Raw genomic sequence first — 12,482 nt, 5'->3', positions numbered from 1 at the left:
GGCCGGGGGCCGTGGGGCGGAGGCCAGGGGGCCGGAAGCCAGGAGCCAGGGGGCCGCGGGACGCAGGCCGTGGGGCGGAGGCCCGGGCGGCCGGAAGCCAGGAGCCGAGGGCCAGGGGCCGGGGCGGAGGGCCGCGGGACGCAGGCCGAGGGCCCCGAGCCGGGCGGCGGTAGGCCCTGGGCCGCGGGCGGTACGGTAGCGGGTCTTGGGCCGTGGGGCGCGAGTGGTACGGCGCCGGGCGGGATCCGGACCGGGGCCGGGGTCGGGGCGCGCTTCGCGGTAGCCTCTAGCCGTTCGGTCAACTGCGCAGGTCACGCGAGGAATCCCATGAGCCAGCCGGAGTACGGCGCCGACACCGCGGCACCGGCGGATGTGCACATGCCCGATTCGGTCGCGGCCGGGGCACTCAACCACGCGATCTTCCGGGTGGCCCGGCTGCACCGCATGCTGGCCGGTCAGCTGCTGCGCCGGGTGGGGCTGCACCCGGGTCAGGAGCTGGTCATGATGCAGCTGTGGGACCGCGGCCCGCAGCGGCAGACCGATCTGGTCCGGCTGCTCGGCTCCGACGCCGCCACCATGACCCGTACCGTCCGGCGGCTGGAGAACGCGGGCTTCGTGCGCCGCTTCCCCTGCGCCACCGACAAGCGGGTCACCATCATCGAGCCCACGGCGGCGAGCAACGCCCTGCGGGCCGAGGTGGAGCGGGTCTGGCTGGACCTGGAGGCCGGCGCCACCGAGGGCATGACCCCGGAGCGACAGGCGGAGGCCGTCGAGGTCCTCCGCCGCATCGAGGAGAACCTCGCCCGCGCCACGTCGCAGCAGACCTGAGCGGGCGCGGGACCCGCGACCGGGAAGGGGCCGCGCGGTCTCCGGCGTCCGGGCCGGGAGACCGTCGGCCCGTCGGAAGGGCCGTCAGCGCGCCGCCGCGAGGTCCTGGCGGCGGGCGGCGACGCGGTCCAGCAGGTACTGGAGGGCCAGGCAGCCCAGGCCCCACGCGGCGAGGGTCGCGACGGCGCCCGTGAGATGCGCGTCGTGGAAGTAGGCGGCGCCCCGCAGTCCGCGTACCGCCGCGGCCGGTGGCAGGACCGTGGCGAGCGGGGAGAGCCAGGCGGGCAGGAAGGTGGTCGGCAGAATGCCGCCCGAGGTGGCGTTCCCGAGGATCAGCAGCACCACGGAGGCGACCGGCATGCCGAGCGGTCCGAACACCCGCAGCAGCACTCCGGCGGCCGCGGCGGCGGCCCACGCCAGCAGGCCGACCACGAGGGTGACCACCGCGAACGGTGCGGGCAGCGCGCTCAGGCCGGTGTGCGCGATCAGGGCCACCATCAGGCCGGAGGCGGCGGCGAAGACCAGCATCGAGGCGACACGGACGGCCAGCCTGAGGCGTGGCGCGATCTGGTAGGAGGAGACGGCGAAGAGGAACCCGGCGAGGACGACACCGAAGGCCGCGTAGAACACCGACAGTCCGCGGGCGTCTCCCGCCGCCAGGGGCAGGACGTCCTTGACCGGGACCGGCTTGCCGACGGCGGTGGTCACCGCCGTGGCGAGGCTGGACACGGTGGACGGCCCCTCGGCGCCGGCGACCAGCAGGCGCGTGCCGCGGTCGTCCGTGACCAGCGCGGCCGGCACCTGGTCGTGCGCGATGGCCCGGCGGGCGGCCGCGGCGTCCGGGTAGCGGTAGAACGTGTAGCCGTCCGGGGCCGCGTTGTTGAGGGCCAGTTCGGTGCGTGCGGCCACCTTGTCGGAGGCGGCGATGCCGACGGGCTGGTGGCGGGCCGAGGGGGCGTGGAAGGCGGCGAGGTACACGGCGACGAACACGGTGCCGATCGCCAGCGCGGTGAGCACCGGCACGAGGACCGCCTTGCGGGTGCCGGCTGCCGCGGCGAGCACCGGGGCGGGCAGCCCGGGTTCGGAGTCGACCAGTGCGTGCCGGGCGTGCCGCACGTGCTCGGCGGGCTCGATGTCCGGGGCGTACGGGGCTGTCTGGGGCGGGACGCTGACGGAGGGCTGTATGCCGTGGTGCATGGGGCGGGTGCTTTCCGGATCTGAGGGGACGCGGGCGCGCCGTGCGGTCTGCCGCGAAAGGGGTCAGGGGGTTGGGGGGTTCGTCGGCGGAGGTTCCCGGCCGGTGGTCCGGGGCCGGGGTCCGCGTCCGTGGAAGCCCGCCCTGCTAGAACATGCCGCCGTCGAGTCGAAGCGTGCGGCCTGTCATGTAGGACGCGTCGGAGGAGGCGAGGAAGGCGTAGCCGGCGGCGATCTCCGAGGGCTCCGCGAGCCGCCGCAGCGCGACGCCGACCCGGAGCCAGTCGTCCAGGTCCTGCTTCCCGGCCAGGTCGGGGTGCAGATAGCTGGCGCCGTGCTCGCGGGCCATGTCCGTGGCGGTGCCGCCGGGCGCGATGGCGTTGACGGCGATGCCCCTGCGCCCGAGTTCCGCGGACAGGTTCAGGACCATCGACTCGACCGCCGCCTTGCTCGCGGCGTACAGGGTGTGCCCGAAGAACGCCTTCGACGCGCTCACCGACGAGGTCAGCACGATCCTGCCGCCCTCGCCCAGGTGGGCCGCGGCGTGCTGGACCGCGAACAGCTGTCCGCGTGTGTTGACCGCGAAGATCCGGTCGAAGTCGGCCGGGGTGATCCGCTCCAGCGCGTCGAAGTGCTCGACACCGGCGCAGGACGCGAGCACGTCCAGCCGGCCGAACTCGGCGACCGCGCGCTCGACCAGCGCCCGGGTCTGCTCCGGGTCGGCGACGTCGGCCTGGACGGCGAGGGCCCGGCCGCCGCCCTCGGTCAGTTCGGCGACCAGCGCGGCCGCGGCCTCCTCGTTGCCCCGGTAGCCGACGGCCACCGCCGCACCCTCCTGGACCAGCCGCCTGGCGACGGCGGCGCCGATGCCGCGGCTGCCGCCGGTGACGACCGCCGCCTTGCCTTCGAATCGTGCCTGCTGCGCGGATGACACCACTGCTCTTCTCCAAGGAAAGGTGACGGCTGGCTCGGTGGCCGACGGCCGCGGTGTCCGGCTCCGACGGGAGGTCCGCACCGCGCCCGGGGCATGGGCGTCAGGACGCCGCCGGGCTGCGACGGCACGTCCACCGTAACATCAAGCGCAGGAAATCCTTCGTTTAGCGGGTTCGGGATTCCGGCTGACGTAGTCTCGACGCGTCGGCCCGCGACGATCACGACCGGTCGGCGCGATCGGGAAAGGACGGGCTCACGGTGGCTTCCGGCACGGCTGGCGGCAGCGGCGCACCCCGGCTGCGGGCGGACGCGGCCCGGAACCGGGCGCAGATCCTCGCCGCCGCCCGGACCGCCTTCCGCGAGCTGGGCACCGCCGCCCCGCTGGACGAGATCGCCCGCCGCGCCGGCGTGAACATCGCCACGCTCTACCGCCGCTTCCCGGACCGCGAAGCCCTCGTCCAGCAGGTCGTCCTCGACGGGTTCGCCACGGTGGCCGAGGCCGCCCGGCGCGCCCTGGACACCGCTCCGCAGGATCCCCTGGCGGCCGTCGAGGGGTTCCTGCTCCGCCTGGTCGACGCACGGGACACGCTGGTCCTCCCGCTGATCGGCGGCCCGGTCGCCACCAGCCCCGAGGCGATCGAACTCCAGCGCCGCATCGCGCCGCTCCTCGACGAGGTGCTCGCGCAGGCCCGCACGCGGGGCGCGATCCGGTCCGGCGTCACGCACATGGACCTGATCACCACCGGCGCGATGGTCTGCCGCCCCATGCCGTACCTGCCGGCGGAGCAGGCCAAGGCCCTGGCCACCCGCCATGTGCGCATCTTCGTGGACGGCCTGCGCCCGAACGACTCGCGCCCGCTGCCGCCGTCCCCGACGCACGAGGACATCACGGCTCACCTGCTCGACGGCACGGGAACCGACTGACACCGTTCAGGTCGGATGAGAAAGATTGTCCGAGCAGGTATCTCTCCCTCACGCCGGACGCCCCAGACACCCTCAGGGTCTCATTCCGGCGCGTCACCGAAATTGGCAGTTCAGCTGGCACATCTCCGCCACCACGAAGACCCCCCCTTCGACTCAAGTGACCCAGATCACACATCACTCTGGAAGCGAATCCCGAAATTACTTGTTCGGACAGTAAACGGCTCAGGCGGCTCATCGCCCCCCGAGTCCGTCCGCAAGCGGCCGCTTCCGGCGGCCGGTGTTCCACCCGACCAAGGATGATGATCATGTCGAAGGCCTTCGAAGCGACCGAACTCGGCGGCAAGCGCCTCGCCAACCGGATCGTGATGGCACCGATGACCCGCTCCCGCGCCTACGGGGAGGGCAACAGCCCGACCGACCTGATGGCCGAGTACTACGCCCAGCGCGCCGGCGCCGGACTGATCGTCACGGAGGGCACCCAGCCGTCGGCGATCGGCCAGGGCTACCCCGACACGCCGGGCATCCACTCCGCGGCGCAGATCGCCGGCTGGCGCAGGGTCACCGACGCCGTGCACGCCGAAGGCGGTGTCATCTACCTCCAGTTGATGCACACCGGCCGCGTCGGCCACCCCACCTTGATGGGCCGTACACCCGTCGGACCCTCCGCGGTCAGGGCCGCGGGCCAGGTCTACACGCACGCCGGTCCGCAGGACTTCGTCACGCCGAAGGAACTCACCGACGACGGGATCCGGGACACGATCGCGGACTTCGCCGACGCGGCGCGCAACGCCGTCGAGGCCGGCTTCGACGGCGTGGAGCTGCACGGCGCCAACGGCTACCTCATCCACCAGTTCCTCGCGCCGAACTCCAACGTCCGCACGGACGCGTGGGGCGGTGGCCCCGAGGGCCGGATCCGGTTCGCCGTCGAGACCGCCAGGGCCGTCGCCGACGCCATCGGCGCCGACCGGACCGGTTTCCGTCTCTCGCCCGGCAACGCGTACAACGACATCGACGAGAGCGACCGCACCGACCTCGACGCCACGTACGGCGCCTTGGTCGACGCCCTCGCTCCGCTGAACCTCGCCTACCTGCACCAGATGGAGGTCCCCGGCGTCCGTGACCTCACCCTGCGCCTGCGCAAGGCCTGGCCGACCGCGTTCGTCCTCAACCCCGCCAGCGGTACGGAGCCCACAGGACCGGGCGCCCTGGCCCTGATCGAGGACGGCACGGCCGACCTCGTCGCCTACGGCGCCCTCTTCCTCGCCAATCCCGACCTGCCCGCCCGCCTCGCCCGGGGCGGCCCCTACAACACCCCTGACATGTCGACGAGTTTCGGTGGCGACCACACCGGCTACACGGACTACCCGGCCCTCGGCTGACCCGGCCCGGGAGCCGCCCGCGACGCCCCGCGGTCCATGTCCGGGGCGCCGGCGGGCGGCGCATTAGGGTCGGGGCATGACGCCACTTCTCGCCGGCAGTGCCTTCGACTCGCTGAGCCTGGACGCCGTGTCCGATCAGGAGACGCTGCGCCGGGTCTACGAACGCCCCGGCGACGCCGCCGTACGCAAGCAGATGACCGAACTCACCGACCAGACCCGGCGGTTGATCGGCCTCTCCTCGCTGGTGCTGATCGCCAGCGCGGACGCCGACGGCAACTGCGACGTGTCGCCGCGCGGCGGGCCCGCCGGGTTCGTGGCCGTCCTGGACGAACGGACCGTGGCCATACCGGACGCGACCGGCAACAAGCGTCTGGACACCCTGCAGAACGTCGTCGCCACCGGGCGGGCCGGGCTGCTGTTCGTCATCCCCGGGCGGACCACGACGCTCCGGGTGAACGGCCGGGCCTGCGTCTCCACCCGCCCGGACCTGCTGACGCAGCTGACGCCGGTCGGCAAGCCGCCGGCCAGCGCGCTGGTGCTGGGCATCGAGGAGGTCTACCCGCACTGCCCCAAGTCGCTGCTGCGCAGCGGCGCGTGGAAGCCGGAGCAGTGGCTGCCGGCCGACGCCCAGCCGACCTCGGCCGAGGTGACGCTGGCCCAGCTCCGCATGCCTGGGCTGACGATCGCCGACATCGAGCAGACGGAGGCGGACTCGCTGAAGTACCGGTACGAGTAGCGGGCGGGCAGGGCTCGGAATGCCTGCCCCTTTCAGGTCAGTGTCGCCATGAACTCCGTGCAGGCCACGGCGCACGCCCGGCACGCGGCCGCGCTCTTCTCGGCGCCGGGACGGGTGTCGAAGGCCTGCGCGCCCCGGAGGCAGATCGTTCGGCACCACTCCAGCTGGACGCGCAGGCCCGCCTCGTCCTGGTCGTTCTCCTCGGTCAGCGCCCGGCAGGTCGCGTCGCACACCTCGGCGCACATGATGCCGGTACGGCGCACCCGCTCCAGTTCGACCGTCCCCTCCGGGTCGAAGACGCTGGCGCCCAGCGCACAGAGCCGAGCACACTCCGTACAGGCCTGAGCACAGGCGAAGCGGTCCTCCAGGTATCCGTACAGCTCCTGCTGGGAACTCGGCGGCGTCATGGCCCCCGGGTTGCCGCGCCACGGGACGGCAAACCCGGCAGCGGGACGGCAGGCTCCCCGGGACGGCCGGGGGACGGGGAGGCCGCCGCCGGAGCGGTCGTGAGCAGGGTCACGTCATCGAATTCGAGGGGGCCCTCATGTTAGCCTGGGGACATGAGCCACCAGCACGTCCTGCCCGCCTCCAAGGCGCCGGCCAAGGCGCTGCGCCGTGACGCGCAGCGCAACCGGGACGCGATCGTGGCCGCCGCCCGCACGGCTTTCGCCGAGCAGGGGCTGGACGCGTCGCTGGAGGGTGTGGCCCGCGAGGCGGGCGTCGCGATCGGCACGCTCTACCGGCACTTCCCACGCAGACTCGACCTGGTCGAGGAGCTGTTCACCGCGAAGTTCACGGAGCTGCTGGCCACCGCGGAAGAGGCCGCGGCCATGGACGACGCGTGGCAGGGGTTCTGCCACTACCTGGAGAAGCTCTGCCAGCTCCAGGCCTGCGACCGCGCCTTCAACGACCTGGCCTCGGCCCGGCTGCCGGTCCACGCGCTCGGCCGCGGCATGTTCGAGCGCACCCAGGAGCGGGCCGCGCAGATCTTCCGCAACGCCCAGGAGCAGGGCGTCCTGCGCGCGGACGTCACGCCCGAGGACATCGCCTTCGTCATCTGGTCCCAGGCCGGGATCATCCGGGCCACGCGGGCCGTCGCACCCCATGCCTGGCGCCGCCATCTCCACCTGCTGCTCGACGGGTTCCGCGCCCAGTGCGCCCATGACCTGCCCGAGCCTCCGCTGACCACCCGGCAGGTCGACCAGACCCTCACCACGCTGGAGTGCCCCGAGGAGGAGTGCCGCGAGTGCCAGGAGGACGCCTGAGCCACGGCGGGTGAGACCCGCCGGCCGACGCGACGAGACGCCACGCGAGCGGGCCCGGTGCCTACGGTCGGCACCGGGCCCGCTCGCGTCCCGAGGAGGCGGTCAGCTTCCCGCCAGCAGCTGCGCCAGCTCCTCGTCCAGGTCGAACCGGTCGGCTTCGCGCCCCGGCAGCACCAGCGACCACGTCTCGCGCAGGAAGGCCCGCACGTCGTAGGCGGGAAACGCGAGCAGGGCCGATCCCGCGGGCGCGCGCAGGGCGACGTACACGACATCGCGTCCCGCGTCGACGGCCGGCCACATGTGCACGTCCCCGCCCTGTCCGGTCCGCCCGCTCAGCGCCTGGGCGAGCATGTCGCGGCTGAAGAACCACTCGACGGTCACGTCCTGGCCCGGCGGATGGAAGACGGTACGGACGGCGTAGGGGTCGTCCGCCTCGTACCGCAGTGCCGCGTGCATGGGCACCGACACCTCGTGCGACAGGACGAACTCCACGGGAAGCTCGCACGCCACGGTTCTGACCGATCTCACTGTTCCTCACTCCTGCATCCGGCTCCCCCGGCGTTGCGATCGCTCCCCCGGTACGTCGGACCCGGCCCGACGTCGGCCCGGCCGGCGGTCGGTTCGACGCGTCGCAGCGACGGCCCAGGGGCCGGGGCGCTGCGGCCCGTCGAACCGACCGTGTCGGCCCGCGACCGCATCAGTGCTGGTGCAGATCCCAGGCGATCTGGTCCAGGTACCAGCGCTCGCTGCTGACGGCGACCGAGGCGGTGGCCGTCGCCTGCTGCCGGCCGTCCCGGAAGGAGAGGTGCAGGCCTTCGCCGTGACCGCTCCTGGACGCGTCCGCGAAGGCGGCGGACGAAGAGGACTGCGCGTGCGCGGAGGATTCCGGGGCCGACGCCGCCGACGCGGTGCCGACGGCCCCGAGCAGGGCTCCGCCCGCGAGGGCCGTAGAAGTGACAGCGACCGAGACGCGCCTGATCCACCTGTTCATGGTCATTCCTTGCCATTTCCTGTACTGCGGGGCCCTGCCGGTACGGCGGCCGCCGCGATGTCCGTTCCACCGGACCGGAGGATCCTGAGGGACCCCTCATGTTCGGCGTTGCCCAGCGTACTTGAGGGGTGCCTCATGTTTGCGGTGAAGCCCGTCACAGCGGACGGAAAGGGACGTCACACGTCGCCGTCCAGCGCGGACACCAGGCGGATTCGCGGTCGCGACGATCGCAGGGCGGATACGAACGGACACGGAAAGCTGTCCGGTTCATGCCTTTCTGGGCGGGTATCCCCTAGGTATGAGCACGGAATCGACGATGGAGCTGGCCGCTCCCAGCGGCCTCTTGAGCCTCGGGCTGTTCGTGGTCGCCGTGGCCGTCCTGGCGATGCTCGCCGGTGGCTTCTGGCTCGGCAATCGTGTCAAGGAGCGGGAGTCACCCCGCCCGCGCCCCGACGAGCAGCCGAAGCTGCCACCGGAGGGCGCCGTCCACGAGATCCGGGAGAACCGCGAGTCCGAGGAGATCCCGGTGATGCCCAAGGGGGGTCGTCCGCTCACTCCCTACGAACTGAGCAATCAGCAGACCAGACCGAGCACGTCGACGGACCGGCCACGCTGGAGCAAGGGCAGCAGCGGCTCGTTCGGCGGCGGCGGCCTCGGCGCCCACTGACCCCTAGACCGCTCCCCGGCCCACGTCGAGACGTCCGACGTGGGCCACGTTCCCGAGATCCTCGGCGTCCTGGCTCGGCGTCGCCGCGAACCAGGCGTCGAGGATCTCCTTGAGCAGCGGCTGCGAGGTCAGCCGCAGGCTCAGGGCGAGGACGTTGGCGTCGTTCCAGCGGCGGGCGCCGTCGGCGGTGTACGCGTCGGCGCACAGGGCCGCGCGGACGCCCGGCACCTTGTTCGCGGCGATCGAGGCGCCGGTGCCGGTCCAGCAGCACACGACGGCCTGGTCGGCGGTGCCGGCGGCGACGTCACGGGCGGCCGTCTCCGAGCAGACCGCCCACCGCGGGTCGGCCCCCGGTTCGAGCGCGCCGTACGCGCGGACCTCGTGGCCGCGGCGGCGCAGTTCCTCGACGAGGAGGCGCGCCACGGGTTCGTCGATGTCCGAGGAGACGGAGATCCGCATGCCCGCAGCCTAGAGCTTGTCCGGGGCGGTGTCCGTGCGGGCCTCGGTACGGGCCTCGATGGCGGTGAGGACCGAGGACATGTCCAGGCGTGCGTTGCCGAGCCGCACGCTCTCGGCGTAGAGGTCGCTGCTGAGGTCGAGGAGCGGGGTGGCGATGCCGGCGGCGCGGGCCGCGTCGGCGATCAGGCGGGTGCTGGCGTGGGCGTCGGCGGTGGCGGCCTGCACGGTGAAGTCGTGGGCGGCGAGCATCGGGACCTTCACCCGGGTCACGCCGCTGGCCAGCTGGCCGGAGTCCACGACGGCCCGGAAGGTCTCCAGGTCCAGGTCCTGGCGCGCGGCGAAGTGCACGGCCTCCGCGAGGGCCGCGATCGTCGTGTTCAGGTAGAGGTTGACGGCCAGTTTCATCAGCAGGCCGGAGCCGGCCCCGCCGCAGGGGATGGCCTCCCGGCACATGGGGGCGAGCAGGGGCCGTACCTCTTCCACGGTGTCCCGGTCGCCGCCGAGCATCGCGACCAGTTCGCCGGCCTCCGCGGGCTTGCGCGATCCGGAGACCGGGGCCTCGACGAACCGGCCGCCCGCGGCGTGCACGTCGGCGGCGAGCCCGCGCGCGTACTCGGGTGCCGTCGAGCCCATCGACACGACGACACGACCGGCGACGAGTTTCCCGAACGCGGGACCGCCCCGGCCGAGGACCGTGTCGGTCACCGCCTCGTCGAGGAGCATGACGAACACGACACGCGCGCGTGCGAAGACGTCCTCGACGCTCGCCGCGACCCGCGCCCCGGCGGCACGCAGCGGCTCCGCACGGTCGGGCGTCCGGTTCCAGACGATCAGCGGGGTGCCGGCCCTGGCGAGATTGAGCGCCATGGGCTGCCCCATCACGCCGAGCCCCACGAAGCCGTACACGGGGGTGTCGGGGCTGCCGGTCTCTTGCGTCATCGTCGTAACTCCTGCTCGGCGTGCGGAAGGTGAGGACCATCGGCACTGTACGGCGCGCGGGTGCCGGTGCCCGCGACGGGTGAGGCCGATCGGGGTCGGGTGCGGCGCGCCTCGGGTGTGCGGGCGGCTGTCGGTGCAGGATCGGCGGTGCGGCCGCCTCGGGACGGGCCGCACCACCACGCGCAGAGGTCCGGTCATGAACGTCTTCGACATCCTGTGGGTCCGGCGGCCCGGCGGCCGTCCCGGCGGTACCACGGCGGCGGCATGACCACCGCGCCGGGCGGCGGCCGGTACGGCGAGACGGTCTTCCGTCCCGACCGGGCGGGCGAGGGCGAGCGCGTCGACGTCGGCGCCCTCGTCTACGACGACCTCACGATGGCCCGGCTGCGGGCGCTCGGCGCCGGGCCCGGCCGGCGTTGCCTGGACGTGGGCGCCGGGACGGGCACGGTCTCCCGGCGGCTCCTGGACGAGGCCGGGGTGGAGAGCGTGCTCGCCGTCGACCGGGACGTGCGCTTCCTCACCGCGAGACCCGGGCTCGACGTCCTGGAGGCCGACGTCACCACCGCTCTGGACCAGGTCACCGGCCGGTTCGACGTGGTCCACGCCCGTTTCGTGCTGATGCACCTGCCCGAGCACGACCGCGTGATCACCGCGCTGGCCGGTCTGGTGGAGCCGGGCGGGGTGCTGGTGCTCAGTGACGCGGTCGACCTGACGAGCGACCGCACTCCGGACACGCCGTACACGACGGTGATGCAGGCGATGTGGCAGGGGCTGCGGGCGACCATCGGCACCGACGTCTCCTGGGTGCCGTCCTACCCGCAGCTGCTGCGGGGAGCGGGACTCGTGTCCGTCGCCGCCGAGATCCACGTGCCGCCGCTGGTGCCGGACAGCCCCGTCAGCCGGTTCTGGGCGGACACCTGGGAGCGGAGCCGGGCGGCGATGCTCGCCACCGGCCTGGTCGACGACGCGGCCGTCGACGCGGCGGTCCGCTACCTGGCGTCGGACGAGTGCGCCGCGCTGTCCGCCGGGATGCTGACCGCCTGGGGCCGCAGGCCGCGGGAGGGAACCGCCGGCTGACGCCCGCCCCTGGCCGGGTACGTCGGTGACTGCGCGTGCCGGTCCGGTCGACGTGGCGCATCTGCGCAGAAACGGCACACAGACTGCACACTGCCCGGCCAAAGGCTCGCTACCGTTCAGGCCGTTCGATCCCGAGTGATCGAGATCAGGCCACGGCAGAGGACGCCGCTGGCGCAGTCGAGTCAGGAAGACCTCCGATGGACTACTGCTCCTCGTGCCGTCGGCACCTCAACGGTGCCCTGGCGTGCCCTGGTTGCGGCGCCTACACCCCGAACACCGCGCCCCGCGCCGTGGTGACGCCCTGGCGGGCCCCGGCGGCCGGCACCCGGTACGACGACACGCAGGGCGACCCCGCCAACGCGTCCGCCGTGAGCTCCCCCGCCGTCGCCGCCGCCCCTGCGGGCCGGGCGGCCCGGCGCCGTCAGCGGGCCCGCTGGAAGAAGACCCAGCGGCGGGCCCTGGTGGCCACCGCCGTCGCCCTGGTCGGCGGCGGCCTGACCGTCGCCTCGCTGGACCGCCAGTCCACCGACCAGGCACAGGCGGCCAGCGCCCCGGACAACAGGGCCATGGGTGTCGCGGACCAGGAGGCCACGGTGCCCGTGACGCCGGCATCCGCAGCGACCGGCCGTCACCGTGCTCCCGGCCCCTCGGACGCCACTCGGCGGCAGGCGGCCGGCAACGTGCCGCACGAGCAGACCACCGGCACTCCCCGCGCCACCACGACGCCTCGCCGGCTGCCCCTCGTGTCGGCTCCGTCGACGGCGTCCTCCGCCGCCACGTCCCAGGCGGCGGCCGCCACCGCGCCCGCCTCCTCCGGCACCACCACCGCCCCGCAGTCGCAGCCCGCGGCCGCGCCCACCACCGCCGCCCCCACCCCGGCCGCCGACGACAGCACGCCCGCGCCGACGGCGAGCACCGCCCCGGCCCAGACCCGCCCCCCGCAGCTCTGCCTGCTGGTCATCTGCCTCGGCTGACCCGGTGTCTCCGGCCGCGTCGTCGGCCCGCCCGCCCCGTTCCGCTCCCGCCTGCCGGAAGTGCCGACTCCTCGGGTGATCCCCGAGGAGTCGCCGCCGAACGCCCTGGGCACAGT

Annotated in this window: 15 protein-coding genes; 8 read left to right on the top strand and 7 right to left on the bottom strand. The window is 73.6% G+C overall.

The annotated features are described in order from the left end of the window. Nucleotides 1-327: 327 nt before the first annotated feature. On the top strand, nt 328-828 hold the full coding sequence (locus ACIQOE_RS22605) for a MarR family winged helix-turn-helix transcriptional regulator (protein WP_401413259.1): 501 nt from the start codon (nt 328-330) through the stop codon (nt 826-828). Nucleotides 829-912: 84 nt separating this feature from the next. Here ACIQOE_RS22605 and ACIQOE_RS22600 read toward each other — a convergent pair whose 3' ends face one another. Both ACIQOE_RS22600 and ACIQOE_RS22595 read right to left on the bottom strand, forming a co-directional pair. Next, nucleotides 913-2,025: an ABC transporter permease gene (locus ACIQOE_RS22600; RefSeq protein ID WP_365576030.1), complete on the bottom strand. Its 1,113-nt coding sequence runs from the start codon at nt 2,023-2,025 to the stop codon at nt 913-915. A gap of 145 nt (nt 2,026-2,170) precedes the next feature. Continuing rightward, on the bottom strand, nt 2,171-2,956 hold the full coding sequence (locus ACIQOE_RS22595; RefSeq protein ID WP_401413257.1) for an SDR family NAD(P)-dependent oxidoreductase: 786 nt from the start codon (nt 2,954-2,956) through the stop codon (nt 2,171-2,173). 257 nt (nt 2,957-3,213) lie between these two features. Here ACIQOE_RS22595 and ACIQOE_RS22590 point away from each other — a divergent pair, with 257 nt between their 5' ends. From ACIQOE_RS22590 to ACIQOE_RS22580, 3 genes are all read left to right on the top strand, one after another. Continuing rightward, nucleotides 3,214-3,879: a TetR/AcrR family transcriptional regulator gene (locus ACIQOE_RS22590; protein WP_399010792.1), complete on the top strand. Its 666-nt coding sequence runs from the start codon at nt 3,214-3,216 to the stop codon at nt 3,877-3,879. A 305-nt stretch (nt 3,880-4,184) separates the two neighbouring features. Then, nucleotides 4,185-5,258: an alkene reductase gene (locus ACIQOE_RS22585; protein ID WP_401413256.1), complete on the top strand. Its 1,074-nt coding sequence runs from the start codon at nt 4,185-4,187 to the stop codon at nt 5,256-5,258. A 76-nt stretch (nt 5,259-5,334) separates the two neighbouring features. Continuing rightward, complete coding sequence (locus ACIQOE_RS22580) at nt 5,335-5,994, top strand: MSMEG_1061 family FMN-dependent PPOX-type flavoprotein (RefSeq protein ID WP_401413255.1); 660 nt, start codon at nt 5,335-5,337, stop codon at nt 5,992-5,994. Between the two features lie 32 nt (nt 5,995-6,026). Here the strand turns inward: ACIQOE_RS22580 and ACIQOE_RS22575 are convergent, their stop codons facing one another. Beyond that, the gene (locus ACIQOE_RS22575) at nt 6,027-6,401 is read right to left on the bottom strand and encodes a ferredoxin (protein ID WP_365559998.1); all 375 of its coding nucleotides are present in this window, start codon (nt 6,399-6,401) and stop codon (nt 6,027-6,029) included. A 153-nt stretch (nt 6,402-6,554) separates the two neighbouring features. Here ACIQOE_RS22575 and ACIQOE_RS22570 point away from each other — a divergent pair, with 153 nt between their 5' ends. Further along, nucleotides 6,555-7,259 (top strand): helix-turn-helix domain-containing protein, encoded by a 705-nt coding sequence (locus ACIQOE_RS22570; protein WP_351324115.1) that lies wholly within the window; start codon nt 6,555-6,557, stop codon nt 7,257-7,259. 102 nt (nt 7,260-7,361) lie between these two features. Here ACIQOE_RS22570 and ACIQOE_RS22565 read toward each other — a convergent pair whose 3' ends face one another. Both ACIQOE_RS22565 and ACIQOE_RS22560 read right to left on the bottom strand, forming a co-directional pair. Then, complete coding sequence (locus ACIQOE_RS22565) at nt 7,362-7,787, bottom strand: SsgA family sporulation/cell division regulator (RefSeq protein ID WP_401413252.1); 426 nt, start codon at nt 7,785-7,787, stop codon at nt 7,362-7,364. A gap of 169 nt (nt 7,788-7,956) precedes the next feature. After that, nucleotides 7,957-8,250: a hypothetical protein gene (locus ACIQOE_RS22560; RefSeq protein ID WP_401413250.1), complete on the bottom strand. Its 294-nt coding sequence runs from the start codon at nt 8,248-8,250 to the stop codon at nt 7,957-7,959. 298 nt (nt 8,251-8,548) lie between these two features. Between ACIQOE_RS22560 and ACIQOE_RS22555 the strand changes: the two genes are divergently transcribed. Beyond that, nucleotides 8,549-8,917 carry a DUF6479 family protein gene (locus tag ACIQOE_RS22555; RefSeq protein ID WP_351324110.1) on the top strand — a complete coding sequence of 123 codons (369 nt, stop codon included), beginning with the start codon at nt 8,549-8,551 and terminating at the stop codon, nt 8,915-8,917. A 3-nt stretch (nt 8,918-8,920) separates the two neighbouring features. Here the strand turns inward: ACIQOE_RS22555 and ACIQOE_RS22550 are convergent, their stop codons facing one another. Then, complete coding sequence (locus tag ACIQOE_RS22550) at nt 8,921-9,376, bottom strand: RpiB/LacA/LacB family sugar-phosphate isomerase (RefSeq protein WP_401413248.1); 456 nt, start codon at nt 9,374-9,376, stop codon at nt 8,921-8,923. 9 nt (nt 9,377-9,385) lie between these two features. Then, nucleotides 9,386-10,315: an NAD(P)-dependent oxidoreductase gene (locus ACIQOE_RS22545; RefSeq protein ID WP_401413246.1), complete on the bottom strand. Its 930-nt coding sequence runs from the start codon at nt 10,313-10,315 to the stop codon at nt 9,386-9,388. A 264-nt stretch (nt 10,316-10,579) separates the two neighbouring features. On the opposite strand from ACIQOE_RS22545, the gene ACIQOE_RS22540 reads away from it, so the two are divergent. Further along, nucleotides 10,580-11,392 carry a class I SAM-dependent methyltransferase gene (locus ACIQOE_RS22540; RefSeq protein ID WP_401413244.1) on the top strand — a complete coding sequence of 271 codons (813 nt, stop codon included), beginning with the start codon at nt 10,580-10,582 and terminating at the stop codon, nt 11,390-11,392. Nucleotides 11,393-11,589: 197 nt separating this feature from the next. After that, nucleotides 11,590-12,366 carry a hypothetical protein gene (locus ACIQOE_RS22535; protein ID WP_401413242.1) on the top strand — a complete coding sequence of 259 codons (777 nt, stop codon included), beginning with the start codon at nt 11,590-11,592 and terminating at the stop codon, nt 12,364-12,366. Nucleotides 12,367-12,482 lie beyond the last annotated feature (116 nt).

Origin of the sequence: Streptomyces sp. NPDC091282, from assembly GCF_044757385.1 — a bacterium.
In the GTDB taxonomy this organism is placed as follows: Bacteria; Actinomycetota; Actinomycetes; order Streptomycetales; family Streptomycetaceae; genus Streptomyces; species Streptomyces gramineus.
This window is presented reverse-complemented; position numbering and strand designations above follow the sequence as displayed.

Bases quoted from the DNA above. Each gene is read 5' to 3' on its own strand.
- ACIQOE_RS22605 (WP_401413259.1), top strand. From the start codon at position 328: ATGAGCCAGCCGGAGTACGGCGCCGACACCGCGGCACCGGCGGATGTG.
- ACIQOE_RS22600 (WP_365576030.1), bottom strand. From the start codon at position 2,025: ATGCACCACGGCATACAGCCCTCCGTCAGCGTCCCGCCCCAGACAGCC.
- ACIQOE_RS22585 (WP_401413256.1), top strand. From the start codon at position 4,185: ATGTCGAAGGCCTTCGAAGCGACCGAACTCGGCGGCAAGCGCCTCGCC.
- ACIQOE_RS22580 (WP_401413255.1), top strand. From the start codon at position 5,335: ATGACGCCACTTCTCGCCGGCAGTGCCTTCGACTCGCTGAGCCTGGAC.
- ACIQOE_RS22575 (WP_365559998.1), bottom strand. From the start codon at position 6,401: ATGACGCCGCCGAGTTCCCAGCAGGAGCTGTACGGATACCTGGAGGAC.
- ACIQOE_RS22570 (WP_351324115.1), top strand. From the start codon at position 6,555: ATGAGCCACCAGCACGTCCTGCCCGCCTCCAAGGCGCCGGCCAAGGCG.
- ACIQOE_RS22560 (WP_401413250.1), bottom strand. From the start codon at position 8,250: ATGAACAGGTGGATCAGGCGCGTCTCGGTCGCTGTCACTTCTACGGCC.
- ACIQOE_RS22555 (WP_351324110.1), top strand. From the start codon at position 8,549: ATGAGCACGGAATCGACGATGGAGCTGGCCGCTCCCAGCGGCCTCTTG.
- ACIQOE_RS22550 (WP_401413248.1), bottom strand. From the start codon at position 9,376: ATGCGGATCTCCGTCTCCTCGGACATCGACGAACCCGTGGCGCGCCTC.
- ACIQOE_RS22545 (WP_401413246.1), bottom strand. From the start codon at position 10,315: ATGACGCAAGAGACCGGCAGCCCCGACACCCCCGTGTACGGCTTCGTG.
- ACIQOE_RS22540 (WP_401413244.1), top strand. From the start codon at position 10,580: ATGACCACCGCGCCGGGCGGCGGCCGGTACGGCGAGACGGTCTTCCGT.
- ACIQOE_RS22535 (WP_401413242.1), top strand. From the start codon at position 11,590: ATGGACTACTGCTCCTCGTGCCGTCGGCACCTCAACGGTGCCCTGGCG.